The sequence below is a fragment of the Paraliobacillus sp. JSM ZJ581 genome (genome assembly GCF_044383835.1).
In the GTDB taxonomy this organism is placed as follows: Bacteria; Bacillota; Bacilli; order Bacillales; family Amphibacillaceae; genus Paraliobacillus.
In genome coordinates this window covers 65322-91594 of sequence record NZ_JBISEP010000002.1, presented here as the reverse complement: position 1 = coordinate 91594, position 26273 = coordinate 65322, and the positions used below count along the sequence as shown (strand labels likewise).

At 35.4% G+C, this 26273-nt stretch carries 24 protein-coding genes, 1 pseudogene and 2 other annotated features; of the genes and pseudogenes, 17 read left to right on the top strand and 8 right to left on the bottom strand.

The annotated features are described in order from the left end of the window. The first annotated feature begins 133 nt into the window (after positions 1-133). Positions 134-1336 (top strand): ROK family transcriptional regulator, encoded by a 1203-nt coding sequence (locus ACH6CY_RS02145; protein WP_374065586.1) that lies wholly within the window; start codon positions 134-136, stop codon positions 1334-1336. Positions 1337-1412: 76 nt separating this feature from the next. On the opposite strand, the gene ACH6CY_RS02140 is transcribed toward ACH6CY_RS02145, so the two are convergent. Genes ACH6CY_RS02140 through ACH6CY_RS02125 form a run of 4 tightly spaced genes read right to left on the bottom strand, consistent with a single transcriptional unit; the run spans position 1413 to position 6163 of the window. After that, positions 1413-2459: an aldose epimerase family protein gene (locus tag ACH6CY_RS02140; RefSeq protein WP_374065585.1), complete on the bottom strand. Its 1047-nt coding sequence runs from the start codon at positions 2457-2459 to the stop codon at positions 1413-1415. Positions 2460-2477: 18 nt separating this feature from the next. Beyond that, positions 2478-3983 carry a UDP-glucose--hexose-1-phosphate uridylyltransferase gene (gene galT, locus ACH6CY_RS02135; RefSeq protein ID WP_374065584.1) on the bottom strand — a complete coding sequence of 502 codons (1506 nt, stop codon included), beginning with the start codon at positions 3981-3983 and terminating at the stop codon, positions 2478-2480. Then, a complete protein-coding gene (gene galE / locus ACH6CY_RS02130; protein ID WP_374065583.1) occupies positions 3983-4978 on the bottom strand; it encodes a UDP-glucose 4-epimerase GalE in 996 nt (331 codons plus the stop codon). Before galE ends, galT begins: the two co-directional genes overlap by 1 nt. 12 nt (positions 4979-4990) lie before the next feature. Further along, positions 4991-6163: a galactokinase gene (locus ACH6CY_RS02125; RefSeq protein ID WP_374065582.1), complete on the bottom strand. Its 1173-nt coding sequence runs from the start codon at positions 6161-6163 to the stop codon at positions 4991-4993. A gap of 221 nt (positions 6164-6384) precedes the next feature. Here ACH6CY_RS02125 and ACH6CY_RS02120 point away from each other — a divergent pair, with 221 nt between their 5' ends. Both ACH6CY_RS02120 and ACH6CY_RS02115 read left to right on the top strand, forming a co-directional pair. Further along, the gene (locus ACH6CY_RS02120) at positions 6385-6942 is read left to right on the top strand and encodes a nitroreductase family protein (protein ID WP_374065581.1); all 558 of its coding nucleotides are present in this window, start codon (positions 6385-6387) and stop codon (positions 6940-6942) included. A gap of 666 nt (positions 6943-7608) precedes the next feature. Continuing rightward, entirely contained in the window at positions 7609-8355 is a 747-nt protein-coding gene (locus ACH6CY_RS02115) for a LysM peptidoglycan-binding and 3D domain-containing protein (protein WP_374065580.1), read from the top strand. Positions 8356-8739: 384 nt separating this feature from the next. Here ACH6CY_RS02115 and ACH6CY_RS02110 read toward each other — a convergent pair whose 3' ends face one another. Beyond that, positions 8740-8868: a hypothetical protein gene (locus tag ACH6CY_RS02110; protein WP_374065579.1), complete on the bottom strand. Its 129-nt coding sequence runs from the start codon at positions 8866-8868 to the stop codon at positions 8740-8742. A 110-nt stretch (positions 8869-8978) separates the two neighbouring features. Here ACH6CY_RS02110 and ACH6CY_RS02105 point away from each other — a divergent pair, with 110 nt between their 5' ends. The 8 genes from ACH6CY_RS02105 (at position 8979) to trpA (ending at position 16558) form a co-directional block, all read left to right on the top strand. Further along, complete coding sequence (locus ACH6CY_RS02105) at positions 8979-9527, top strand: 3-dehydroquinate synthase II domain-containing protein (protein ID WP_374065578.1); 549 nt, start codon at positions 8979-8981, stop codon at positions 9525-9527. Between the two features lie 94 nt (positions 9528-9621). Beyond that, positions 9622-9869: a binding site (T-box leader), on the top strand. A 34-nt stretch (positions 9870-9903) separates the two neighbouring features. Beyond that, positions 9904-10126 (top strand) — a binding site (T-box leader). A gap of 76 nt (positions 10127-10202) precedes the next feature. Then, positions 10203-11582 carry an anthranilate synthase component I gene (gene trpE / locus ACH6CY_RS02100; protein ID WP_483874855.1) on the top strand — a complete coding sequence of 460 codons (1380 nt, stop codon included), beginning with the start codon at positions 10203-10205 and terminating at the stop codon, positions 11580-11582. 1 nt (position 11583) lies between these two features. Then, the gene (locus ACH6CY_RS02095) at positions 11584-12198 is read left to right on the top strand and encodes an anthranilate synthase component II (protein WP_374065577.1); all 615 of its coding nucleotides are present in this window, start codon (positions 11584-11586) and stop codon (positions 12196-12198) included. Further along, a complete protein-coding gene (trpD, locus tag ACH6CY_RS02090; protein ID WP_374065576.1) occupies positions 12167-13183 on the top strand; it encodes an anthranilate phosphoribosyltransferase in 1017 nt (338 codons plus the stop codon). The genes ACH6CY_RS02095 and trpD overlap by 32 nt, the downstream gene beginning before the upstream one ends. 2 nt (positions 13184-13185) lie before the next feature. Next, positions 13186-13959, top strand: a complete 774-nt coding sequence (trpC, locus tag ACH6CY_RS02085; protein ID WP_374065575.1) for an indole-3-glycerol phosphate synthase TrpC — start codon at positions 13186-13188, stop codon at positions 13957-13959. A 12-nt stretch (positions 13960-13971) separates the two neighbouring features. Then, on the top strand, positions 13972-14580 hold the full coding sequence (locus tag ACH6CY_RS02080) for a phosphoribosylanthranilate isomerase (protein WP_374065574.1): 609 nt from the start codon (positions 13972-13974) through the stop codon (positions 14578-14580). Between the two features lie 6 nt (positions 14581-14586). Then, the gene (gene trpB, locus ACH6CY_RS02075) at positions 14587-15789 is read left to right on the top strand and encodes a tryptophan synthase subunit beta (RefSeq protein WP_374065573.1); all 1203 of its coding nucleotides are present in this window, start codon (positions 14587-14589) and stop codon (positions 15787-15789) included. Then, the gene (trpA, locus tag ACH6CY_RS02070) at positions 15782-16558 is read left to right on the top strand and encodes a tryptophan synthase subunit alpha (protein WP_374065572.1); all 777 of its coding nucleotides are present in this window, start codon (positions 15782-15784) and stop codon (positions 16556-16558) included. The genes trpB and trpA overlap by 8 nt, the downstream gene beginning before the upstream one ends. Before the next feature lie 119 nt (positions 16559-16677). On the opposite strand, the gene ACH6CY_RS02065 is transcribed toward trpA, so the two are convergent. Both ACH6CY_RS02065 and ACH6CY_RS02060 read right to left on the bottom strand, forming a co-directional pair. Continuing rightward, the gene (locus tag ACH6CY_RS02065) at positions 16678-18036 is read right to left on the bottom strand and encodes an FAD-dependent oxidoreductase (RefSeq protein WP_374065571.1); all 1359 of its coding nucleotides are present in this window, start codon (positions 18034-18036) and stop codon (positions 16678-16680) included. A gap of 504 nt (positions 18037-18540) precedes the next feature. Continuing rightward, positions 18541-20160 carry an ABC-F family ATP-binding cassette domain-containing protein gene (locus tag ACH6CY_RS02060; RefSeq protein WP_374065570.1) on the bottom strand — a complete coding sequence of 540 codons (1620 nt, stop codon included), beginning with the start codon at positions 20158-20160 and terminating at the stop codon, positions 18541-18543. A gap of 263 nt (positions 20161-20423) precedes the next feature. On the opposite strand from ACH6CY_RS02060, the gene ACH6CY_RS02055 reads away from it, so the two are divergent. From ACH6CY_RS02055 to ACH6CY_RS02030, 6 genes and pseudogenes are all read left to right on the top strand, one after another. Beyond that, entirely contained in the window at positions 20424-21710 is a 1287-nt protein-coding gene (locus ACH6CY_RS02055) for a helix-turn-helix domain-containing protein (protein ID WP_374065569.1), read from the top strand. A 563-nt stretch (positions 21711-22273) separates the two neighbouring features. Continuing rightward, entirely contained in the window at positions 22274-22507 is a 234-nt protein-coding gene (locus tag ACH6CY_RS02050) for an AbrB/MazE/SpoVT family DNA-binding domain-containing protein (RefSeq protein WP_374065568.1), read from the top strand. After that, positions 22508-23245: an ABC transporter ATP-binding protein gene (locus tag ACH6CY_RS02045; protein WP_374065567.1), complete on the top strand. Its 738-nt coding sequence runs from the start codon at positions 22508-22510 to the stop codon at positions 23243-23245. Next, positions 23238-23960 (top strand): ABC transporter permease, encoded by a 723-nt coding sequence (locus ACH6CY_RS02040; RefSeq protein WP_374065566.1) that lies wholly within the window; start codon positions 23238-23240, stop codon positions 23958-23960. The genes ACH6CY_RS02045 and ACH6CY_RS02040 overlap by 8 nt, the downstream gene beginning before the upstream one ends. A gap of 108 nt (positions 23961-24068) precedes the next feature. Next, on the top strand, positions 24069-24347 hold the full coding sequence (locus tag ACH6CY_RS02035) for a transposase family protein (protein WP_374065565.1): 279 nt from the start codon (positions 24069-24071) through the stop codon (positions 24345-24347). After that, positions 24338-25246, top strand: a pseudogene (locus tag ACH6CY_RS02030) (ISL3 family transposase). Before ACH6CY_RS02035 ends, ACH6CY_RS02030 begins: the two are co-directional and overlap by 10 nt. A gap of 214 nt (positions 25247-25460) precedes the next feature. Here the strand turns inward: ACH6CY_RS02030 and ACH6CY_RS02025 are convergent. Beyond that, entirely contained in the window at positions 25461-26252 is a 792-nt protein-coding gene (locus ACH6CY_RS02025; RefSeq protein ID WP_374065564.1) for a TIGR00266 family protein, read from the bottom strand. Positions 26253-26273 lie beyond the last annotated feature (21 nt).

Here is a 26273-nt window from a genome sequence, read left to right as displayed (position 1 = left end):
TTTTAATGGACAAGCTTAAGAAGTATTTTATTATGTACCTATCTTCTTACTTTCTATTCGTTCTTTAATTAAATTAATTAATGTGATACGCTATTTGTAATTAGAAAGCTTAACACTTGGGGGGCGGAGTGATATGCAAATTGGTAGCTTTAGATGGATGAAATCATTAAACAAATCAATTATTTTAAATAAAATATTAAATAGTGAGCCGATTTCTCGTGCTCAAATTGCCAAAGAGACAAATTTAACGCCTCCAACGGTAGGTAGTATTGTTAAAGAATTAATTGAACAAGGCATTGTAAAGGAAAGTACACTTGGTATATCGCAAGGTGGAAGAAAGCCAACAATGTTAGTCATTAATTATCAAAGTTTTTATGTTGTTGGTGTAGATGCAGGACCAAGAGAAGTTGAGACGATACTGACTGACTTATCTGGCAAAGTCATGGAACGTTGTAGCTTACCAATTACCGAAAAAGTAACAGAAGCCACTTTTTTAAGTATTTTAGAAACTGGGATCGAAACAGTGCTACAACAGTATATTCAAGATAAGGATAAAATTATTGGCATAGGAATAGCGATGCATGGTGTCATTGACGTAGAAACCGGTACATCGCTTTACGCGCCTAATTTAGACTTGAAAGATGTTCCGATCCAACAAACGTTAGAAGATAGGTTTAACGTAATGGTAATAGTAGAAAATGATGCGCGAGCGCTTGCTTTAGGAGAAGTTTGGTTTGGACAGGGTAAAAATTCAAAAAGTATGGTAGCGGTCAATATTGGTAATGGAGTAGGTGCTGGTATGGCAGTTAACGGTAAATTATACCATGGAGATAACAGCCTTGCTGGAGAAATTGGCCATATGACAGTAGATATAAATGGGAAAACATGCTCATGTGGAAACAAAGGCTGCTTACAGACGATTATTTCTGGGCCTGCGATAGCAGAGCGGGCAGTGCAGCACTTAGATCAAGCCGCACAATCTGTACTTAAAACAACTTCTCCTATAACTGGAGAAAGAGTCTTTCAAGCTGCTGAAGATGGAGATAGCTACGCAATAAGAATATTAGAGGAAACAGGTGAGTATATTGGCATCGGGTTAACGAATCTGATTCATATGATTAACCCATCAAAAATTATTATTAGTGGTGGTGTAGCGAGAGCGCGCACATTTATTTTAGATCCGATTGTTCAAACAATTAGACACAGAGCACTTACACCAAAAGCGAAGCAAACACAAGTTGTGTTCTCAAATTTAGGAGAACAAGCAACTGCATTAGGTGCAGTTGCGTTACTATTGGCGGCGTTATTTGAACGAAATGGAGAGGTAACGATGTAGAAGAAGTCATGAAGCGAGTAAATTGCTTCATGACTTTTTTGTAGCTAATTTCTTGGTAAGATACCCGGTAAATTCACTAATCTATCGTACGAAAAGAAAAGATCGTTTTCTTATGGTATGTTTCACCTTTACTTAAGTATATACTAGGAAAACCTTTATGTTTTAAAGAGGCAGGAGAGCCTTGTGTTTCTAAGCATATTCCTAAATGTTTTGTCGCATTTCTTTCTTTTAACTTAATAGAATCATCCAACCCGTTTGACGTGTACATTACCATTCCAGGCTGATCAGTTCGCACTTCTAATCTTCTTCCGCTTTCCCGTTCTGTTATAGTAGCATTAGGTTGTTGTTGATGATCAAATATAAAGTAATGATCAAATCCGTTAGAAGCGACTAAGTTCTGTTGATCAATAGAGTGAACGCCATCAATGATAGGGTGTGCTTTACGAAAATCAAATACCGTATTATCAACAGATAAAATGTCACCTGTTGGGATCAGATCATGATTCAATTCCACAAATTGTCCTGCATCTATTTGTACGTCATGGTGCAAAATATCCCTTTTTAAGTTACCGCTTAAATTAAAATAGGAGTGATTTGTTGTAGTTAGGATCGTGTCTTGATCTGATATAGCTTGATAAGTAATTTCAAAATTATTTTCATTTGTTAGAGCATACGTGATTGTAACTTCCAACTGTCCTGGATATCCTCCATCTCCATCAGGAAAAGTATGTGTAAAATGAACTCCTATTTGTGTTTCCGTTTGAAAAGGCGTTGTTTCCCATAAAATTTGGTGGAAGCCATTAGTACCGCCATGCAAGTGGTGGTCTTCTTCGTTAGCAGGAAGTGTATACATTTTTCCATCAATTGAAAAAGAGGATGATTCAATCCGACCAGCAACTCTACCAACTAAGGCACCAAAAAAATTAGGGTTGTTTAGATAATCTTCATTGTTTGCGAAACTTAAAACGACATTTTCTAATTTTCCATTACGATCAGGTACGTTAATATCTTTAATAATTCCACCATAGTTAAGACAATTGATTGATATCCCTTGGTCATTTTCTAACGTATACTCTATCCAGTTTTGTCCAGATACAGTCAGTGTTTTTTCGTGAACATGCATGAAAATATCCTCCCAAATTTATTGCTTGTGATTGACAGTTTCAATAAAGCGTTTAAAAGCTTGTTTTCCGTCTTCACTTGATTTAAACACACCTGCATCTTCTAGAACACGAGTAAACTTATCCCCCAATGCTTGATGAAGAATACCTTTTACATTGGAAGTGTTAATCGAATCATTTTGTTGTTTGATTTGCTTCACCCAAGCTTGATGATAGTCAGCGACAGGTGTTTGTTGATCAAGCAAATGAGCCTCAATCGCATTTAATTCATCTTTTAAGCGTGGCGGAAGTACTGCTAATCCCATCACCTCAATCAAACCGATATTTTCCTTTTTGATATGATGCACATCCTCATGTGGGTGGAAAATACCAAAAGGATACTGTTCTGTTGTACGATTATTACGCAATACCAAATCTAGTTCAAATGCATGATCACGCATTCGTGCAATTGGAGTAATTGTATTATGTGGTGTATCTCCGGTAAATGCAACGATCTCTATGGTAGGATCACTATAGTTTTGCCATTGCTCTAATAAATAGGCAGCTGCTTCTACTACTTCTTTCTTATTTTCGCTACGTATTCGAATCACAGACATAGGCCACTCAACAACAGAAGCGATTACATTAGGGTATTTAACTAATGGAAATGAGAATGCGTCTGCAGCTTTAGTCATTGCAAAGGTATATCGACCGCCTTGATAATGATCATGAGATAAAATACTTCCGCCAACAATAGGGAGGTCTGCGTTAGATCCCATAAAGTAATGAGGGAATTTCTCTACAAAAGCAGTTAAACGTTCAAAGGTTGATGATGTAATTTCCATTGGCCGATGCTCACCCGAAAGAAGGATGCTGTGCTCATTATAATACACATATGGCGAGTATTGTAAAAACCATGTTTCTCCTTCTAAAGGCACTTCTATGATTCGATGATTGGACCTAGCGGGATATCCAGTTCTACCCACATACCCCTCATTCTCCCGACATAATAAACATTGCGGATAGCTAATTTGTTGTTTCATTGCTCGTTCCCGTTTAATCTGTTCAGGATCCTTTTCAGGTTTAGATAGGTTAATGGTAATGTCTAGCTTTCCATATGGACTTTCAGTTTTATATTGAATATTTTTAGCAATTCGTTTCGTCTGAATATAATTACTGTTTTTGCTTAGTTTGTAAAAATAATCGGTTGCAGCTTCCGGTGATACTACAAATTGTTCATAAAATTCTCGATTGACGTCTGCTGGTTTCGCTAAAAAACAATTCATTATGTTTGCAGTTAATATTTCTTTATCATCTAATACATCTTCAATTATTTTTTCTTGAACAGCATAATCTACCAAGGCTTCTAAAAGGTCAGGAATATCTTGAATGGTAGTTTCCAATTTAGGAGATAGAAATCCCTCGACTTGCAGTAGACCTAGGATTTGATTTCGAACATAGACTTCATCCTGTAACGTAATTAATTCATGCTCTATTCCTTTTTTTACTAATTGTTCAATTATTTGAAATATATGGTTTGACATCATTATACGTCCTCTCGATAGCCGTTTGGATGGTTCTTATGCCAATTCCAAGCATCTTCAATTATTTGATGAATATTTGTTCGTTTTGGATCCCATCTAAGTATTTTTTTAGCTTTGTCAGAAGAAGCAATCAATGTACTTGGATCACCTGGTCTTCTTTCACCAACTTTAGCTGGAATCGTGTGATTGGTAACAGATCGTGCCGCATCAATCATTTCTTTTACAGAGAAACCTTGACTACTACCTAAATTAAAAATGTTACTTTCTTTACCATCTTGTAAGTATTCTAACGCAAGAATATGCGCATCGATTAGATCTTCTACATGAACGTAATCACGAATACAAGTACCATCAGGTGTATCGTAATCTTCACCGAATATGGTAATCGCATCTCTTTGTCCTAGTGCTACTTGTAGAATAATAGGAATCAAATGTGTTTCTGGTCTATGATCTTCTCCAATTTCACTAGTAGAGCGAGCGCCAGCTACATTAAAGTAGCGTAAAGATACGTAGCGGGTACCATATGCAGCTTCACACCATTTCATTATTTTTTCCATTGTTAATTTAGTTTCGCCATAAGTGCTCGTTGGGTTTGTCGGCATTTCTTCTGTGATAGGCACTTCGTCTGGTTCGCCGTAAGTTGCTGCGGTTGAAGAAAAAACAATTTTATCAATAGAAAACTCTTTCATTGCTTCTAGTAATACTTGTGTACCATATACGTTATTATCAAAATATTTTAGTGGTTTTTCCATTGATTCTCCAACTAATGAATTAGCTGCAAAGTGTAGCACAGCATCAATTTTTTCGTTAGTAAAGACCTCTCGTAAAAAAGAAATATCACGGATATCTCCCTTGTAAAAAGTAGCCTTGCTATGAATAGCAGCTTCATGCCCTGTTTCTAAATTATCAATAACAATTGCGTCATGCCCTTTATCAATTAATTGATAAACAGCGTGTGAGCCGATATAACCAGCTCCACCTAATACTAAAACGCGCATATATAACACTCCTTAAAATTTAATTTTTTTTGCCCCGTCCCCGATGGTCGCCATATAAAATGTAGCTTCATAACCAACGACATCTTTATATTGTGCATTTACTTTTGTTTTAAAACGATCTACCTCATCGGTTTTGACAAGGGCTATCGCACATCCACCAAAACCTGCGCCTGTCATGCGGGCACCTAAAACGCCTGGTTGCTTCCATGCTGCTTTTACAATCGTGTCAAGTTCAATTCCAGTCACTTCATAGTCATGTTGTAAGGAAGTATGTGATTGATCTAGTAATTTTCCAAATGCTTGTAAGTTTTGTGCTTCTAATTCTTTCAATGCTTGTTTTGTTCTTTCATTTTCATAAACTGCATGCTTGGCACGTTTGCGGTCGGTGTCGTTACTAATGAGGTGTTTATTGTTTTCAAATGCTTCAGTAGTCAACTCGCCCAAACTATTAATTTCTAAAGTTTTTTGTAAATCTTGTAAGGCACGCTCACATTCACTTCTACGTTCATTATACTTTGAGTCAGCTAATTCTCTACGTTTATTTGTATTCATAATCATAATTACGTAATTTTCTAAAGCAATAGGCGCATACGTATAATCTAATGTGGTGCAATCCAGTAAGATAGCATGATCTTTTTTTCCCATACCAATAGCAAATTGATCCATAATTCCGCTGTTAACACCAATATAATCATTCTCCACTTGTTGTCCTAATTGAACCATATGAATACGGTCGATGGAAAGGTCAAATAAATGCTCAACAAGTACGCCAGTAGCTAGCTCGATGGAAGCAGAAGAAGATAAGCCAGCGCCATTCGGGATGTTACCATAGTATAACACATCAAATCCAGAAGTTATCTCATGTCCATCTTCGATCATTGTTTGCAGCATTCCTTTTGGATAGTTTGCCCAACTATGCGCTTTATTGTATGAAAGATGATCCAAGGAAGTTTCAATGATACCGTTTTCTTCAAAGTTTTTTGAGTAAAATCGAACCTTATTATCAGATCTTTTGGTTGCAATGGCATAAGTTCCAAATGAAATCGACGCAGGGAAAACATAACCACCATTATAGTCCGTATGTTCTCCAATTAAATTGATCCGTCCAGGTGCAAAAAAAACATGAGGTACTTCGAAGTTAGAAAATATGGCTTGAAAATCTTTTATTAGTGAAGCTATCTCCATTGTTTATCCTCCTAATTATAAACTTAATTAAATTAATTTATTAACTAAATATAGAATAGCACGCTTTTTTCTTCAAAACAATAGATAAGGCTAAAACTTCAATAATTTTTATACGATAAAATCATCGTGAATCGGTATCATATTTATTTTTTTGAAATATTTTTCAACTATGCTATACTTAAATGAAAATTATTCTCAATTATTATAGGGGTGATGGGGAAATGAATTTAGAGGAGATTATTAGGGGGAGACGTTCCATTCAATTGTACCAAGATAAAGAGGTGGATATTACTCTATTGAAGCAGCTGTTGGGAACAGCCATATGGGTGCCGAATCATAAAATGACTCAACCTTGGCGCTTTGTTTTTGTTTATGGCAAAGGAAAAGAAAAGATTGCTGAATTAAACAGACGCTCATCCGCTAAGGGGACAACTGAGGAAGAAAAGAAACGTAGCGGTGAAAAAGCATATCAAAAAATGATGGGTGTCCCAGTATATCTAATGGTACTATTGGAAGAGAATCCTGATTTGAAAACAAGACAGGAAGATTATGCTGCAACAAGTTGTATCATTCAGAACTTTAGCCTGCTTGCATGGGAGAAAGAGATTGGGCTGATATGGAAAACAGGCCCACTTACAACAACGGAAGCATTTAGAAATGTAATTGGTGCACAGAAGGGAGAAAAGGTTGTAGGTATGTTGCAAATAGGTTACCCAGCTAAAGTACCGAAACCTAGACCAAGAGTGGATATTCATAATCGAATAGAAGAGATTTATTAAGGCTTTTGATCGAACATCAGTTATATTATCAAAACAATAGATAGAACAACAAAAAAACAAGTGAAAAAATGATGCTCTCCATTATATGGGGAGCATCTTAAATTGGGGCTATCACTTTGTGAGAAATATAATCGTTAGCAAAAGTTTGCTTAACAATGATATTGTATCAATGTTATATAAACCAAGTATGAATTAGATGTTAAGAATATGTGAAATGCTCTTTTTCACATGTTAGGAAAAAGGTGATTAGAGCAGTTTTTAATTGTATTAACAAATAACAAATCATTTCTCTGTACGTTACTTCTGCCCATCTCTCAAGAAAATAAACGACAGGAATTTGTGTCACTATAAAAAAGTTGCAATTTATTCATTGATAAACATAGAGCCGTTACTTTTATCATATTAACTCTATTATAATAGTAACACGTGATTTATCCGAAAATTAGCAAGAAAGTTTTAAGAAATAAACGGCTTAAATAAGAAAAAAATTCAGAAATATTTCATTTTCATGTATAAAATATTGCAAAACTGCCCCAAAATGACGAATATGACAAGGGAAATCTTAAAACGTAACCATTGCAATGGTTTCTTAACTATATTGTAACCACAACACACTTGTGTCTATGTTAGGATAGAGCTTGTCACATTTTGAAGGAGGGAAAACAGATGAAAAAAAAGATTGTGGCTTTGGCTACAGGTTTAATTATTGTAGGCACTGCTTCAACACAAACATCTGCAGAAGAGTACCAAGTAAAAAAGGGAGATACGCTTTGGGAAATTGCCCGTGAAAATGGAATAGAAGTTGATGATTTAAAAGAAGCTAATAATCTAGCAACAAATATTATTCTTCCTAGACAGTTATTACAAATAGATAAAGATATTGTATATACCGTCAAAGCGGGCGATACATTAAGTCAAATAGCAGAAAAACATCACGTGTCAGTAGAGGATTTAAAACATTGGAATACATTATCTTCTGATTTGATTCTAGTAGATCAAGAGTTAGTTGTAAAAGAAGCTAGAAAAGCAACGAATGACACACAAATAAAGGCTACAAAAGCAACGAATCAGCCAAAGCCAAGTTCAACACCAAGTCCAACAAAAGAAACAAAAACGGAACAGCAGAAAACATTAACTGTTACAGCAACAGCTTATACAGCAGAATGTTCTGGCTGTTCAGGTATTACGGCAACAGGTATTGATTTAAAGAGTGATCCAAATAGAAAAGTAATTGCCGTAGACCCTAATGTTATCCCTTTAGGTACGAGAGTGTATGTTGAAGGCTATGGAGAAGCAGTCGCTGGAGATACTGGTGGAGCAATTAAAGGTAATAAAATTGATATACACGTACCAACGAAAGACAAAGCTTACCAATGGGGAGTAAGAACAGTTGAAGTAACTATATTAGGATAATGATTAACCGGATGTGATAGAATCACATCCGGTTTTTTAAAATCATTATATGAGAAAGGTCAGCTCCATTACTCGCTGCTACTTGATAACCTCTCAATTAAACTAGATTGCAAAATTTATTCTTTTTCTTTTTTGTTTTGAAGATATATGATATTTTTTCAACATTCTGTAGTGATAATTCTAGTATAAGCGTGCTAGAGTTTTGATTTTAAATCCATGAGTAGGTTGCTTTTCTCCAGTATCTATTCGCCTATAAAGTCCTATTTTTCTTCAATGGATCGTCACCATAGAATACGTAAGCTATCCTGGAACCTCTTGTGCTTGATGTTCGCTTTCTTTAATCTCAATTGATATATATCATGCCTAGGAATATAATTTTTGTGTTTATTCGTCAATAGTAATCGTCGTATTATCTTCCACTTCGATACCTTGTGTTGACCCGCTTTGTATTATTCCTAATGTGCCAACTGTAACAATTAATAGAAGAAATAAAAATACTAGCCATTTCCTCATGTTTCATCCTCCTGTTTGTAAATCTAGCATATATTGTATATTATAATAACATGACTTGGCTATAAAAATACGCAATAAAATTAAACTTTTTCATGTAAAGGAGTTTAAAAATGGAAAAACTAGCAATTGCAGAAGTTGTTTCGATCACACCTATTGGGCTAGGGGCAAGGGTATGTATTGATCTGATTGATGAACTAGATGCGTTAGAAGGTATGTTAGTAGGCAATACTGGAAATGGTTATTTATCTGTTCTTTCAGAGAATCGTTCAACAGCAACATATCCTCCAAGAGTATTTCGTTTAAATGGTGGAGCTATTCATCATTATATTTATTTAGGTGAAGGAAAAACAGCTTACTTATCAGAATTAAAAGCAGGATTAGAGATTCCTATTTGGAGTAACGATGGTGTTAGAAAAATTGCAATTGGAAGGGTCAAAGTAGAGAAAAGATCGTTTTTGCGAGTCGTTTGTCGAGTAGAGGGAACGAATCAAGAAGTCTCTGCCACATTGCAAGAAGCGGATAGTGTCCATGTGCGAACAGCAGATGGTGAAGCAAAGCCAGTTTTAGAATTAAAAGCAGGGGATCGTCTTTTTTGTTATCCAGATCAACCAGGAAGACATTTAGGTGAAAAGATTGAAGAAGAGATAGAGGAATATTAAGTACACATGTTTTTGTGAAAATTTAGAAAATTCCCATCTTTGTTATTGACATATGTATAAAAACATATTATCATTAGAACCAACAAATCAAACGGAAAGAGCATTGACGAAGAGAAGTAGCTTAAATTGTTTTATTCAGAGAGCTAGTGTTTGGTGTGAACTAGTATAAAGCATTAAGTGAATGGACTTCTGAGCTTTCAAACCGACCCCTTTATAAAAAGGAAGTAGGCTTTGACGATATCGTCTCATCGTTATCTGAGACAGCTATTCGAGTATATACTCTGATAGTAAAGTGAGCTTTTAGCTAACTAAGGTGGTACCACGGGTTTCCTCGTCCTTATCGGATGGGGAAGCCTTTTTTGTTTCAAAAAATAAATAAGAATCGTAGATGAAGAATAGTAGGTTTGATTGTATCATCTTCATGACAGAGAGCCGGGTAGCTGGAAACCGGTATGAAGAACAGACTGAATGGACTTCAGAGAGCTTCTCTGAATTAGCCTTTGTAGGAGAAGCCGTTTAATCAACGTTACATGATCAAAAGAGGAAAAGTATTTTTGCTTTTCAATAGCGGTGGCACCGCGGCTCAGGCCGTCCCCTATATAAACATAAGATTGTTTATATAGGGTTTTTTTGTTTAAAGGAGATTAAAACTATTAAGTAAAGGAGTGGAATTGAATGAACAACATACGGATGAAACAAAAAAGAATAAATGGGGATACATTAACACCAATTACTGTTTTTAATCGAATACAAGGACGGAAAAAATTTTTATTAGAAAGTTCAAGCGGGCATGGAGAAAAGGGTAGATATTCCTTTATTGGTAGCAATCCGTTTAAAGAGATAATCGGAAACCAAAGTGAAACTAGAATCTACGATAAGCACGGTAAAATGATCGATCATGTCACTCAAAATGCTTTAGAAATAGTTAAGAAAAACATGTCTTATCAATCACTTGATCTACCATTTGCTTTTTATGGTGGTGCTATTGGATATATAGGCTATGATATGATTCGACAGTATGAGGATATAGGAGAAATAGTAGATGATGAATTAACGATGCCAGATGTGCATGTCATGTTTTATCAACAGGTCATCGTTTTTGATCATAAAAAACAAAATATAACGATCATTGCTCTAAATTTAGATGGAAAGCAAACAGACAAGGATTTAGTGACAGTAGTGGAATCACTGGAGAATACTATAATTCATCAACAAGATGATCATCAAATGAAAGAGATTAATGTTTCCTTTCAAGCGTCTATCGATCAAGCAACATTTATTCAGATGGTAAAAACAGCAAAGCAACATATTGTTAATGGTGATGTGTTTCAAGTTGTACTATCACAGCGGATGAAAGCAAGCTTTGATGCCGATCCTTTTGAATTTTATCGACGATTACGAATAGCTAACCCTTCTCCATATATGTTTTTTGTAGATTTCGAAAAATACATTGTTTTAGGTGCTTCACCGGAAAGCTTAATTAAGACGAAAGGGAAACAAGTAATAACAAATCCAATTGCGGGGACACGTCCGAGAGGAAAAACAGATGCAGAAGATGAGTCGCTATTAAAGGAATTAAAAGCGGATGAAAAAGAACGTGCAGAGCATAAAATGTTAGTGGATTTAGGACGAAATGATCTAGGACGGGTGTGCGAAGTCGGAAGTATTTCCATACCGAAATATATGATGATTGAACGTTATCAACATGTTATGCACATTGTCTCAGAAGTGCATGGGAAATTAAAAGCACCATATACAGGAGTTGATGCTTTAATTGCTACATTACCCGCTGGAACAGTTTCTGGTGCACCAAAAATTAGAGCGATGCAAATTATTAATCAACTCGAAAATCAAAGCAGAGGTGTTTATGCAGGAGCGATCGGCTACATTAATTTGAATGGAGATATCGATCTTGCATTAGCTATTCGTACGATGATTATTAAAGAAAATAAAGCTTATGTTCAAGCTGGAGCTGGTATTGTTTTTGACTCAGATCCGGAATCCGAGTATCAAGAAACACTAAATAAAGCTAAATCGCTATTGGAGGTTCAGTGACATGATTTTGTTAATAGATAATTATGATTCATTCACATATAACTTATATCAATATATTTCAGAGATTGGAAAAGAGGTTACCGTACTACGCAACGATAAAATAACGGTTGACGATATCAGGGATCTTCGTCCGGAAGCAGTTATATTATCACCTGGACCTGGGACGCCAGAACAAGCCGGAATCTGTATGGAAGTAGTAAAGCAGTTAGATACCACTTTTCCGATACTAGGGATTTGCTTAGGGCATCAAGCAATCGGAGCGGCTTATGGAGCAACGATCACACATGCAAAACAAATTAAACATGGTAAAACATCAAAAATAAAACATGAACAAGATGAGATGTTTCGTTATTTAGAACAACCGTTACAAGTGATGCGTTATCACTCTCTCGTTATTGACCCCGATACGTTGCCTAAAGTATTACAAGTAACAGCGACATCAATTGATGATCAAGAAATTATGGCAATAAAACACGTGTATTTACCTATATACGGACTGCAATTTCATCCTGAATCAATCGGAACAAGTACAGGAAAGAAAATTTTAGCAAACTTTTTTAATGCTATTAAAAAGGGGCGATTGGATGCAACGATTTCTTCAGAAAATCTCAAATAAGCAGAATTTAACTCAAAAAGAGATGGAGCATGCAACAAGATTACTTTTTTTAGAAACAACAACTGAAGCAGAGATAGGGGCTTTCTTAACGGAACTGAAAGCCAAAGGGGAAACGACAGAAGAAATCACTGGAATTGTTAATGTTATTCGAGAAAAATCACTTTGTATTAATGAGCATATACCAAATGTTATAGATAATTGTGGAACAGGCGGTGATGGCTCACAAAGCTTTAACATAAGTACGACTGCTGCGTTTGTCATTGCTGGAGTTGGTATCACTGTTGCAAAACATGGAAATCGAAGTATCTCTAGTAAAACAGGGAGTGCAGATGTGTTAGAAGCATTAGGTGTATCTTTAACAATGGATAAAGATCAAATGCAACAAATATTAAAGCAGAATGGCATTGCTTTTTTGTTTGCCCCACACGTACATCCATCACTAAAAAGAGTAATGAAAATACGAAAAGTCTTAAACGTTCCGACAATCTTTAATTTGATTGGCCCACTTACCAATCCAATACAACTAACTACACAGTTGATGGGTATCTATTGTAGAGATATGCTTGTTCAAATGGCAGAGGTACTAAGTCAATTAGGACGCAAACGAGCAATTGTTGTTAATGGCGCAGGTTATATGGATGAAGCATCACTAGCTGGTGATAATTTTTTAGTTTTACTAGAAGATGGTGAGTTACATTCTTTTACGCTTTCACCTGCAGATGTCGATTTGCCGCAATATGATAATGAAGCAATCAAGGGTGGGGACGCAACTAAAAACGCAAAAATTCTTCGAGGTGTATTAGAAGGTAAAACAGGTGCCCATCGCGATACAGTACTACTAAATGCCGGGATTGGTATTTATGCCCATGGAAAAGTTGATTCAGTTCGGGAAGGTATTCAACTTGCAAAAGAAAGTATTGATTCAGGTAGAGCATTAAAAAAATTGGAGAATTTAATCAAATATAGTTTAGCAAATGAGGTGTAACAGTGACGATTTTGGACGATATTTTAATGGAAAAAGCAAAAGAAGTGGAAGTATTGAAAAAATTCATTCGAACAAATGAGCAAGCCAAAGTTTTCCCTAAGCGTTCATTATTTGAGCGTTTTATGAGTAACGATCATGTGAATATTATCGCAGAAATTAAGCGTGCTTCACCATCTAAGGGAATTATCCACGCAGATGTTGTTCCTAGTGAGCAGGCGGAAAAATACCAAAATCATGGTGCTGGAGCAATTTCTGTTCTAACAGATGAACCCTTTTTTAAAGGAACAATGGATGACCTATGCGAGGTAAGAAAAAAAGTAGACATCCCTGTGCTGAACAAAGATTTTATTATAGATGAAATTCAAATTGATCGAGCTAAAAGTGCAGGAGCTGATGTGATTTTATTAATTGCAGCAGCTTTACCTGCACAAAGATTACAAGCGCTATTTGAATATGCTAAACAAGCAGACCTAGAAGTATTGTTTGAAGTACACAATGAAGAAGAATTGTCAGTAGCTCAATCGATTGGCGCATCGATTATAGGTGTGAATAACCGTAATTTGAAAACATTTAATGTTGATTTAACAACGACAGAGCGGTTAGCACAGAAAATGGACATAACGAATATCCTTTTAATTAGTGAAAGCGGGATAAAAACAACTGCTGATGTAGAACGAGTAAGAAAAGTGGGAGCAAAAGGAATATTAGTTGGTGAAACAATGATGCGTTCACAAGCACTTGATCAAACTTTTGCACAGTTCCAGATCAAATTGTAAAGGAGGGACGAAATGCTAGTTAAAATATGTGGGATAACTTCACTAGAAATAGCCAATCAAGCAATAGAAGCTGGTGCGGATTTCATTGGTTTTGTTTTTGCAAAGAGTAAAAGAGAAATAAGTATGGAAAATGCTGCGGAAATTTCCCGGGAAATACCGAGTCATGTCAAAAAAGTTGGGGTATTTGTCAACGAGTCTTTAGAAGTTATTCGCACAACATCGACAGTTGTCGGATTGGATTATGTGCAATTACATGGTAATGAACCACCTGCATTTTGTGATCAAATTCAGGTTCCAACTATTAAAGCAATACAAATAAATAAGAAGCAGGATGTAAACAAATTAAATCAATACAACGTAGCATATTTTTTACTAGATAGCCCACCAGGTAAATATCAAGGTGGAAATGGGGAATTATTTGATTGGAGCTTAGTAAAGAATTTGTCAAAAAGAAACAACCGCCTATTTTTAGCTGGTGGTTTAGATCAAAAAAATGTCGCTGATGCAATTAAACAAGTACAACCAATTGGTGTAGATGTCTCAAGTGGTGTTGAATCGAACGATAAGAAAGATGCTGAAAAAATGTTAGCTTTTGTTAATGAAGCAAAAAAGGATAGGTGATAGATAGTGGAGCAATATAATCAACCAAATAAAAATGGTCATTTTGGTACTTTTGGTGGACGATTCGTACCAGAAACACTGATGCCAGCGATACTTGAATTAGAGCAAGTATATAAAGAAGCCAAAGAAGACCCGACTTTTTATGAGCAATTAAACCATTATTTAAGGCAATATGTAGGAAGAGAGACGCCTCTATATTATGCAGAGAGACTTACTAAAAAACTAGGTGGACCTAAAATCTATTTAAAGCGAGAAGATCTTAACCATACAGGAGCACATAAAATTAATAATGCCATTAGTCAAGCACTTTTGACTGTTCGAATGGGGAAAAAGAAAGTTGTTGCAGAAACTGGAGCTGGACAGCACGGTGTTGCAACAGCCACAGTGTGTGCGTTGCTTGGATTAGAATGTATTATTTTTATGGGGGAAGAAGATATACGCAGACAAAAATTAAACGTATTTCGTATGGAACTTCTTGGTGCGCGTGTAGAGAGTGTAGATCAAGGAAATGGTACATTAAAAGATGCAGTAAACGAAGCGTTACGATATTGGGTTAGTCATGTAGAAGATACGCATTATATTCTTGGCTCAGTAGTAGGACCACACCCTTTCCCACAAATTGTGCGCGATTTTCAAAGTGTCATTGGCACAGAAACAAAACAACAAATACAAGCGCAAGCAGGAAAATTACCTGATGCTATTGTTGCTTGTATTGGTGGAGGTAGCAATGCAATGGGCATGTTTTACCCATTCATTAATAACAAAATCACACTCTATGGTATAGAAGCAGGAGGAGAAGGACTAGAAACAGGGAAGCATGCTGCGACTTTAACTGATGGACAACGAGGTATCTTACATGGAACAATGACTTATTTATTACAAGATCATGCAGGACAAATTCAAGAAGCACATTCAATCTCTGCAGGGCTAGATTATCCAGGTGTTGGACCTGAACACAGCTATTTGAAAGATACAGGGCGTGTGAACTATCGGTCAATAACTGATCAAGAAGCATTAGATGGGCTGCAACTACTAACAAGAACAGAGGGGATTATTCCTGCTTTAGAGAGTGCGCATGCCGTTGCTTATGTAACGAAGCTAGCTAAACAAATGACCAAGGATCAATCAGTCGTTATTTGCTTATCAGGAAGAGGGGATAAAGATGTTGTAGCAGTAAAAGAAGTATTAGGAGGTGAGCGTAATGCCTAAAGAAAAATTAGATCATGCTTTCCAACGAGTGTTACAAAATGGTGATAAAGCTTTTGTGCCTTATATTATGGCTGGTGATGGTGGACTTGAGCAATTGAACGAACAAATCTCTTTTTTGGAAAAGTGTGGAGCAACTGCTGTAGAAGTTGGGATTCCTTTTTCTGATCCTGTTGCAGATGGACCAACGATTCAAAAAGCAGGTATTCGAGCCTTGGAAGGTGAGGTTACACTAGCAAAAGTATTTGAAACATTACAAGCATTTAAGCTGGATAGAGCTATTCCTGTTGTTGTTATGTCGTACATTAATCCTATTTATGCAATGGGGATAGAACAATTCGCAATCAATTGTGAACAGGCGGGTATAGATGGATTGATAATTCCAGATATTCCTTTAGAGGAAGAAGGGATAATTACTGAACAGTTAGCTGAATATAAAATTGCACTTATTCGTTTAGCTGCATTGACTAGTACCGATGATCGAATCGAAGAATTGATTAAAAGAACGGAAGGATTTCTATATGCTGTAACTGTAACCGGTACAACGGGTGAACGAGCAAACTTTAAAAAGAATTTAGCAGCGCATTTAAAGGTGTTACAAAAGAAAAGTTCTGTTCCGGTCTTAGCAGGATTCGGTGTATCCACACCTGAACAAGTAAAAGAATTAGCAGCTCATTGTGATGGGGTTGTAGTAGGCAGTCGCATTGTTGACTTATTACACGTTGGAAAATATGAGGCTATTCAAGAATTAATTGCCGCAGCTAAAAAATAAATTAGTGGTTAAGTGAAATACAGTTCAAATGAACAATCCCCCTTATTAAGGTATCGAACTCCTAAAGTTAGAGATAAAAATCTAACTTTTCGGTGTATCCACCTAAAGGGGGATTTATATTATGATCGTGTTGTTTTTCGTCTTGCTTCTTCTTCCATTGCATTAAGCGCTACTTGGTTTAGAAAATTAACTGGCTTATTAAAATGTGGTTGAAAGAAAAAGTCAGTTAGTGCTAATTTTTCAATTGTCATATCGTTTGCAATTGCGACACTAACAGTATTAATTGCTTGTGTAAAGTCGGCCTCTGCAATTAACTGTGCACCAATAATACGATGATCTCCTATTTCATATACAAGTTTAATTTTAACAACATCATTTTCAGGCATAAATTCAGGACGATAAGTATCTTCCAAGTATGCACTTCGAACGTTTAATCCTAAATCTACAGCTGCTGTTTCAGTTAATCCTGTAGATGCGATATGATGGTTATATATTTTAAGTCCAGAAGTGCCTTGTGTACCTGGATAAGCAAGTTGGGGTTTTACTAAGTTGTGTGCTACTAACGTTCCCATTCGAACAGCATTGGTTGCCAATGGAATATAGGCGGGTTCTTTTGTAGGATTATAGCTCACTGCACAGCAATCACCAGCAGCATAAACATCCTTAATACTTGTTTGCATATATGGATCAACTACAATCGCACCGTTTTTAAGTGTATGAAGTTGATCACGGATAAGATCGGAATTTGGTCTAAATCCAATACACATAACAACTAGGTCTGTGTTATATTCTCCTTTATCTGTAACAACCTTCTCAACTGTTTCTTCTCCTTTAAATGAAGAAACGGTTTGATCTAGTGCTAAGTGAATTCCCTTTTCTTCAAAAGATTTTTCCACAGGTGTAGTAAACGTTTCGTCTAAATAACGATTTAAAATTCGCTTCTCTGAATCAATCAATGTAACGTTCTTTCCGTTTTCTTGAAATGCTTCAACTAATTCAACACCAATGTAACCTGCACCAACAACGACAACATTGTCTATTGATTGAGAGCGACGAATGATTTCTTTCGCATGATCATAGTTTTTGCATAATATGACATTGTTTAAATCTGATCCGGGAATTGGTGGAGTAACAGGCCAAGACCCAGTAGTAACGATTAATTTATCATAAGCATAAGTCTGATTTTTAGCCGTTTTTAGATCTTTTGCTTCTAATGTTTTGTTATGCATATTACAATTGGTGACTTCGTGTTGCATATGCATACGTACACCGTGTTTTTCGAATTGTTCAACTGACGCATAGAACAAGCCACTAGCATCTTCAACAACCCCACCAACATACAAAGCAATTCCACATGATAAGAACGAAACATTGTCATTTCTTTCAAAAACATCAATCTGCGCATTCGGATATAAATTTAGAATATTAGTAATTGCTGCAGTTCCAGCGTGTGTGCAACCAATAACAGCTACTTTCATTATGATCACCCTCCGTTTAAGTTCATTTTTTCACAAATGGTCATAAAATATGCACGATTTTTTTATAAACTTATTATACTTTTATGTGTAATAATTCACAATAATGTGTTCGGAATTTCACAAAATCGTCAAATTTAAAGCTAGCTCACTTACTCAAATGATAAGCGTATATTTACATGCTCGTTCCAATTTAGTATTGGGATATCGTAACAGTTACAAACATACATAAAAAACAGTCATTATGCTTGGATAGTCTGTGTTTTATATGGATGCATAACATACATTAGGTAATTGCTACGTTATGATTACTTTGACTTATTTCTTATCATAAATGATCGATAAGCGCTGTTATAACCAGATACGATTTACCTTCTACCACGGATGGATGATAAATACTTTATTAAAAATCACTTTAGGTTTTTATGATTTCTTAAATAAATAAAAGTAGAAACTACTTATGTAGAAGTTTCTACTTTTATTTATGTTTAAAATGAAAAATAATCCCTATACGTACATGGATGCAATTTCTTTTTGCAATTTCTGATCCGCTACATATTCATCATAACTAATTTCTTTATCAACAATCCCTTTTGGTGTAATTTCAATTAATCGATTAGCAATACTGTTGATAAATTGTTGGTCATGTGATGTGAATAAAACCGATCCTTTAAATTTAATTAATCCATTATTTAGCGAAGTGATCGATTCTAAATCAAGGTGGTTTGTTGGCTCATCCAATACGAGCACATTTGCTTGACTAAGCATCATTTTTGAAAGCATACAACGTACTTTTTCACCGCCTGATAGCACATTTGCTTTTTTAAGTGCTTCTTCACCAGAGAAAAGCATTCTACCTAAGAAACCACGAAGAAATGTTTCAGTTTGATCCTCAGGTGAATATTGACGTAGCCATTCGACTAATGTCATGTTGCTTCCATCAAAAAACGCACTATTATCTTTAGGGAAATAAGATTGAGAAGTAGTTACGCCCCAAGCATAAGAGCCTTCATCTGGTTCTATTTCTCCCATTAATATTTGAAGTAATGTAGTTTTAGCTATTTCATTTCTACCTACAAAAGCAACTTTGTCATTTCGATTTAATGTAAAGCTAATATTGTCTAATACTTTCTCCCCGTCAATTGTTTTAGAGATTCCTTCTACACGAAGCATATCATTTCCAATTTCACGGCCTGGAGTGAAGGCAACATAAGGATAACGTCTTGAGGAAGGCTTAATGTCATCTAATGTAATATTGTCCAACATTTTTTTACGAGATGTAGCTTGCTTCGATTTGGAAGCATTCGCACTAAATCGCGCAATAAAATTTTGTAGTTCTTTTATTTTTTCTTCTTTTTTCTTATTTGAATCTTGCGCCATACTTAGTGCTAATTGGCTTGATTCATACCAAAAATCATAGTTTCCAACATATAACTCAATTTTTCCAAAGTCCACATCAGCAATGTGTGTACAGACTTTATTCAAAAAGTGTCTATCGTGTGAAACGACGATGACAGTATTTTCAAAATTAATCAAGAACTCTTCAAGCCATTGAATTGCTTGAATGTCCAAGTGGTTAGTAGGCTCATCCAATAATAAAATATCAGGAGAACCAAATAATGCTTGCGCTAGAAGTATTTTTACTTTCTCAGCACCACTAAGCTCAGCCATCTTTTTATCATGAGATGACTCGTCGATACCGAGACCTTTAAGTAAAACGGCAGCATCAGATTCGGCTTCCCATCCGTTCATTTCTGCGAATTCACCTTCTAATTCTGCGGCACGCATACCGTCTGCTTCAGAAAAATCACTCTTCATATAAATAGCGTCTTTTTCTTGCATGACTTCATAAAGTCGTGTGTGTCCCATAATTACTGTTTGTAATACAGGATAGTCTTCATAAGCAAAGTGGTCCTGTTTTAATACAGCTAAACGTTCACCTTTACCTAAAGAAACATGACCTATCTGAGGTTCAATTTCTCCTGATAAAATTTTTAGGAACGTTGATTTTCCCGCACCATTTGCTCCGATCAAACCATAACAGTTTCCAGGTGTGAACTTGATATTTACATCTTCAAATAACTTTTTATCACCATAACGTAAACCAACATTTGTAGCTTGTAACATAGATTTATTATTCCTCCAGAAAATTCATAATCAAAGATAGCTTAAGCGATAAATAAACTTTAGTCAATCTAACAAGTTTCCTAAATAAAGAAAATAACTATTATTAAATATAAAATATAAAAATAATTTTATAAGAGTTTTATTAAAATCGGGAACGTTTGATGTTTAGTAGCCGTCTTAATAAGTGATTATAATAAAATGTCATAACTAATCAACAAATGTCATAACTAATCAACAGTAGAATTGCTAGGGGAGTGAATACGTTGACCACTGGAATTGGTAATAAAATAAAATATTATCGCATGAAAGCAAACATGACACAGGAAGAATTGGCATCCGGTGTTGTATCCGTGTCATATTTATCTAAGATCGAACATGATAATGCAGAAGCAAATTCAGAGGCGATACAACAATTATGTAAAAAGCTAAACATCAACCCTGTTCGTACACATGATGAGAAAATTTATCAACTCAGTGACCAATGGCATAAAGAGTTGTTATTGGGAGATATCGAGAAAGCACATCATACATACCAATTGTTAAAAGATGATATGGAAAAGGTTATTGATGCTGATTTATACTGGTTAACTGATTTACATCGCCTTTATTATTATGTTATATCTAAACAATACGAAAAAGCAACCAGTGTATATCGTATCTTGAAGCAATATCATTACAAATTCAATGAAGTAGAAAAGTATTATTGGTACAAGTTTTCGGGCTGTTATTTTTTTGATGTAGAGCTATCCTTTTTAAAGGCATATGGGCAATTAAGACGTGCGGAAGAGGTAATTAGTTTACAATTAAAAAATTATAATGAGGAAATACACGACTTGTACTTTCGAATTGCAAAACTTTCTACAAAAGTTTATTTTACATATCATACAATGGTGTATGTAAAAAAAACATTAGAATTCTATCGTAATACATATCAATTAAGACGATGTGCAGAATGCCAGATGATTAAAGGTGTTGCTTATACACGCATGAATGAAATGGAAAAGGCAAAAAATAGTTTTCAATTAGCCTTTTCTATTCTAGATAGATATAAAGATGATGCTGTTTTGGCATCATGCAATCGTGAATTAGGTGAATTGTACAATAGAAATAATGAGACGGATAAAGCAATTCTATACTTTAAAAAATCGTATCAAGTTGCTAAAGGTAATGAGTACGTTGAGCAGTTTAGGGCGATGTTATGTTTAGTGAAGATATATGTAGACCAAAAACAATTGGAGCAAGCAAAACAATGGTATGAAGAGGCAACATCCTTCGCAGAGATGATAGAGCATGTACTACCAATTAATTATGTGTATGAGTTAAAAGCGTATTACTATCTTATTTATGGTTTTGATCAGACATTTGAAGTGTTGATGGAAAAAACCGTACTACCGTTTTTAAAACAAAAAGAGCAGTACAAGCAGTATAGTAGATATATGTTATTAATGGGGGATTATTATTACGAGAATAGAAAATATAAACTATCTGCCTCCTGTTATAAGCAAGCGCATGAATCAATAAACCACATTAAAATGAAAGATAATTTATAATGGTTCTACGTCAAATCACGTTGGTGAGTCATAATAGTCAACTGAATTATTTGCGGAAAGCAAGCCTATTTCTGTAGCGCAACAAAAATTATACCTCTTCTTTTATAGATGTTAAGTAAAAATTACACCATCACTTCAAAGTTAAATTTAAAAATGACGTTAGTGAGTTTCTTTACTCACCAACGTCATATATTGTACAACCTTTATAATTGAAGCCCTCTTTTTATAATTAGAAGACTTTTCATTTATGTAAGCTTATCACTGTATTTTATTAGGGTATTCGGATTATCGTGTGGAAATCATACAAGTGAAAAATCAAAATACCATCCACTTAAAATATACGTCAAAAGAATCTTAAAAAAGTTCAAGTTCAAAAAACCTAAACAGTTGGCTAGAAAGGCGGATTTTAAAACCAAGCGAAACATTTAATTTGTTTTGCTTGGTTTGTTTTATATGACCAAAATTATTTTTAGTTCTTTTTTAAGTCTACACTTGAAATTCATATAAATAATAAGTATACTTTGTGTGAAAAGTATTACAAGTCATACTTGGGAGGGAATGAAATGACAGCACCAAAAGGAAAGCATATCTTCGGAACTGTCAAAGTAGGAACAAAAGGGCAAATTGTGATTCCGAAAGAGGCAAGAGATGTCTTTAATATTCAGCCAGGAGATTCATTACTTATGTTAGGTGATGAACAACAAGGTATTGCACTGGTAAAACAAGATCTTTTTTTCCAATTTGCTAATGATATTTTAAATGCCAAAGAAATAGATGAAGAAGGCGAGGATGAGTAAATGCCTGTCATTCAACTGAACCAGCTGGCAAAAAAATATAAAGATGCAATGGTTGTCGATCATCTTGAGTTTTCCGTTAAAAAAGGAGAATTTTTTGCTTTATTAGGTGAAAATGGTGCTGGAAAAACAACGCTGATTAGTATGCTTTGTGGAATCCTTGCACCTACTAATGGAGATGCAATAGTGCTCGGAGATAGTATTTTAACCAACATGGAAAAGGTTAAACCCAAGATAAATATTTCTCCACAGGAAACCGCTATAGCAATGAACTTAACAGTACGTGAAAACCTGGAGTTTATAGCAGGCATATATGGGTGTTCAAAAAGAGAAGCGAAAATCAAGGCATCTGAAATGTTGGAAATATTTCATTTAACTGAGAAGGAAAAAGCAATGGCAAAAACATTATCTGGAGGTATGCAACGTCGATTAAATGTTGCAATGGGTTTGATTACGAATCCTCAAATTTTCTTCTTAGATGAGCCAACATTAGGGCTGGATGTTCGCTCACGTCGTGGGCTATGGGAAAATCTTGCGAAGTTAAAGGGGAAAATAACAATTATTTTAACAACACATTATTTAGAAGAAGCTGAAGCACTCGCAGATCGTATTTGTATTTTACAAAGAGGCTCATTAAAAGCTCTTGGTACAGCTGATGGGCTAAAACAACAGACGAATACAACATCATTTGAGGAAGCCTTTTTAGCCATTTGTGATGGGGAGGCAGATGTTTATGCTTGACTTTGCAGCACGCAATCGAAAAGAAATATTTCGTGATCCACTGTCAATTATACTTGGAATCGCATTACCAATCATTTTTTTAATTGTTTTTACAACTATTGAAAAGAATGCTCCTCTGGATATCTTTAAAGTAAATAATTTTGCTCCTGGGATAATTGTTTTTGGCTTTGCTTTCTTAACAATGTTTTCCGCATTATTAATTGCAAAAGATAAACAGACTGCACTTCTTACCCGTTTGTTGGCTTCCCCATTAAAAGTGGTCGATTATGTCCTTGGCTATGCGATACCAATGATACCATTAGCTATTTTACAAGCAGTTTTTTGTTATTTAGTAGCGATGACTGTAGGTTTATCTATTGAATGGATAGACCTTTTTATAAATATCATAGTATTATTACCAACAGCCATTATCTCCATTTGTTTTGGTTTATTTTTAGGAGCATTATTTACGGATAAACAGATTCAGGGAATTGGAACCATCTACATTTTTTTAGTTTCATTTTTAAGTGGGGCGTGGATCGATTTAACGCTTTTGGGTACGACATTTGAAAAGATCTCCTACAGCTTACCTTTTGTACACGCAATTGAATTATCACGAGATATTCTAATTAGTAATTATTCTACACTCAGTGAACATCTTTGGTGGACAATTGGATATGCAGTCCTATCGTTAATTATTGCTATATTAGCTTTCATTAAGATCTGTAAAAGATAAGAGAGCCTTAGTAGAAGAATATTTAAATCAAGATTTGTAAAGGTAGATTTTTCATTCATAAATACAATTTTAGTGAGTACGAGTTGAATAGATAAAGAGGGATCACAAATGCAAAATAATATACTCAACCTATCCGATTTAAAAGTAATGGACATGGAGGAATTTGTTGATGATTATCGTTTTCTGGTTGAGACAACTGCTTCACCTCCTTCACACTGTCTGAAATGTGGTGCTGTTGCAAACTTATACAAACATGGCAAGAAACAACAGTTATTTTTTGACCTACCAATGCATGCGAAACGTATCGGTATTTATGCCAAACGCCAACGCTATAAATGCAGGGAATGTGATGAAACCATCTTTGAAAATCTACTGATATGGATGTAAGTCGTTCTGTTACTAAAAGACTTATAGATTGGATTCGAGAAGCAAGTCTGGATAAAACATTCACCAGTGTTGCAGAAGAAATAGGTGTTGACGAAAAAACTGTTCGTAATATCTTTAATGACTACGTTGCTGAACTTGAAGAACAAACAGACTTTAGAACTCCCAAATGGCTTGGTATTGATGAAATCCACCTACTCAAAAACTATCGTTGTGTCATAACAGACGTTGAAAACAAGTCTGTAATTGATATTTTACGAAAACGTAATAAAGATACTGTTATCAATTACCTTTCAAAGCTCCAAAACATTGATAAAATTGAACTTGTAGCAATGGGTATGTGAAATCCCTATAAAAGTGCTGTTAATTCAGTGATACCACATGCCAAAATCGTAATTGATAAGTTTCATGTTGTTAAATTAGCCAATGAATCCTTAGAAAAAATACGAAAGGCTAACCGTCAAAATGTGTCAGCCAAAGAAGGTAGGTAACTCATGAGAGACCGTTATGTGCTACTTACAAGACGCAAAGACCTTAATGATTTCGATGATCAAATAAAATTGCAAATATGGACTGATATGTTCCCGTTACTTGATCAGGCATACGAGCTTAAAGAACAATTCTTTGATATTTATGAGGCTGAATTAATCAATGAAGCCTATAAACTTTACCAAAACTGGATTTCAAATGTACCTAAGGAATTGATGACTTATTTTGAGGATCTGATAAAAGCAATGAGTAATTGGGAAGAAGAGATATTCAACTATTTCAATTCTCCAATTACAAATTCCTATACAGAATCCTTGAACCGTTTAATTAAGACAATGAACCATGTTGGTCGTGGCTACTCTTTTGAAGCCCTTAGAGCAAAAAAATATTTACACAAGGCTATCGAAAAGTAAAAAAGAAAAAGAAATTCAAAGAAGTTGAAGTCACTTTCGGAAAAATGTTACCTGATCAACCTCCAAATTGGGCACAAACTGGCTATGAATGGGTGTATGAGGAAATCTATGGGGCTGACTTTTCCACACTGACTAAGGCAATGGAAGAGGGTTCATTTTAACCCTCCTTCCACACTATTTTCCGATTACCCTTTTATTATTGTGTTAATTCATTTCAATCTCCACTGAAAATATCAAACAGACCTCCGGCAATACTACCTTCGCCTTTAGAACCACCTTTTTGGGGCATCGAAGAGAAGACACGACTAGCCAATCTGCTGAATGGTAAAGATTGAATCCAGACTGTACCTGGTCCACGTAGTGTGGCGAAAAATAGCCCTTCCCCACCGAATAGTGCTGTTTTAATTCCTCCAACATATGCAATGTTATAATCGATATCACCGGTCATCCCAACCAAGCAACCGGTATCTACACGAATACTTTCACCGACTTCTAATGTACGCTGGTGGATCGTTCCGCCTGCATGAATGAAAGACATGCCATCTCCTTCTAATTTCTGCATGATAAAACCTTCACCACCAAAGAAACCAGTACCAATTTTCTTCTGAAATTCAATGCCAACGGAAACCCCCTTAGCGGCGGCTAAGAAAGCGTCTTTTTGACAGATTAATTTTCCGTCCATTTCACTTAAATCCATTGGAATAATTTTTCCTGGATAAGGGGAAGCAAAAGACACGCGCTTTTTTTCGGTTCCTTCATTGGTAAAAGCAGTCATGAACAAACTTTCTCCAGTGATGACACGTTTACCTGCTCCAATTAACTTACCCATAAGTCCAGACCCTTGTGAAGAAGATCCATCCCCAAAAATGGTTTCCATTTGAATACTATCGTCCATCATCATTAAACTTCCAGCTTCTGCTATGACTGTTTCATTTGGATCTAACTCTACTTCTACAAATTGCATGTCATCACCATAAAGCTTGTAATCAATTTCATGGTTATTCATTTCACCAACATCTCCTATCAT

Bases quoted from the DNA above. Each gene is read 5' to 3' on its own strand.
- ACH6CY_RS02145 (WP_374065586.1), top strand. From the start codon at position 134: ATGCAAATTGGTAGCTTTAGATGGATGAAATCATTAAACAAATCAATT.
- ACH6CY_RS02140 (WP_374065585.1), bottom strand. From the start codon at position 2,459: ATGCATGTTCACGAAAAAACACTGACTGTATCTGGACAAAACTGGATA.
- galT (WP_374065584.1), bottom strand. From the start codon at position 3,983: ATGATGTCAAACCATATATTTCAAATAATTGAACAATTAGTAAAAAAA.
- galE (WP_374065583.1), bottom strand. From the start codon at position 4,978: ATGCGCGTTTTAGTATTAGGTGGAGCTGGTTATATCGGCTCACACGCT.
- ACH6CY_RS02125 (WP_374065582.1), bottom strand. From the start codon at position 6,163: ATGGAGATAGCTTCACTAATAAAAGATTTTCAAGCCATATTTTCTAAC.
- ACH6CY_RS02120 (WP_374065581.1), top strand. From the start codon at position 6,385: ATGAATTTAGAGGAGATTATTAGGGGGAGACGTTCCATTCAATTGTAC.
- ACH6CY_RS02115 (WP_374065580.1), top strand. From the start codon at position 7,609: ATGAAAAAAAAGATTGTGGCTTTGGCTACAGGTTTAATTATTGTAGGC.
- ACH6CY_RS02110 (WP_374065579.1), bottom strand. From the start codon at position 8,868: ATGAGGAAATGGCTAGTATTTTTATTTCTTCTATTAATTGTTACAGTT.
- ACH6CY_RS02105 (WP_374065578.1), top strand. From the start codon at position 8,979: ATGGAAAAACTAGCAATTGCAGAAGTTGTTTCGATCACACCTATTGGG.
- trpE (WP_483874855.1), top strand. From the start codon at position 10,203: ATGAACAACATACGGATGAAACAAAAAAGAATAAATGGGGATACATTA.
- ACH6CY_RS02095 (WP_374065577.1), top strand. From the start codon at position 11,584: ATGATTTTGTTAATAGATAATTATGATTCATTCACATATAACTTATAT.
- trpD (WP_374065576.1), top strand. From the start codon at position 12,167: ATGCAACGATTTCTTCAGAAAATCTCAAATAAGCAGAATTTAACTCAA.
- ACH6CY_RS02080 (WP_374065574.1), top strand. From the start codon at position 13,972: ATGCTAGTTAAAATATGTGGGATAACTTCACTAGAAATAGCCAATCAA.
- trpA (WP_374065572.1), top strand. From the start codon at position 15,782: ATGCCTAAAGAAAAATTAGATCATGCTTTCCAACGAGTGTTACAAAAT.
- ACH6CY_RS02065 (WP_374065571.1), bottom strand. From the start codon at position 18,036: ATGAAAGTAGCTGTTATTGGTTGCACACACGCTGGAACTGCAGCAATT.
- ACH6CY_RS02060 (WP_374065570.1), bottom strand. From the start codon at position 20,160: ATGTTACAAGCTACAAATGTTGGTTTACGTTATGGTGATAAAAAGTTA.
- ACH6CY_RS02050 (WP_374065568.1), top strand. From the start codon at position 22,274: ATGACAGCACCAAAAGGAAAGCATATCTTCGGAACTGTCAAAGTAGGA.
- ACH6CY_RS02045 (WP_374065567.1), top strand. From the start codon at position 22,508: ATGCCTGTCATTCAACTGAACCAGCTGGCAAAAAAATATAAAGATGCA.
- ACH6CY_RS02040 (WP_374065566.1), top strand. From the start codon at position 23,238: ATGCTTGACTTTGCAGCACGCAATCGAAAAGAAATATTTCGTGATCCA.
- ACH6CY_RS02035 (WP_374065565.1), top strand. From the start codon at position 24,069: ATGCAAAATAATATACTCAACCTATCCGATTTAAAAGTAATGGACATG.
- ACH6CY_RS02025 (WP_374065564.1), bottom strand. From the start codon at position 26,252: ATGAATAACCATGAAATTGATTACAAGCTTTATGGTGATGACATGCAA.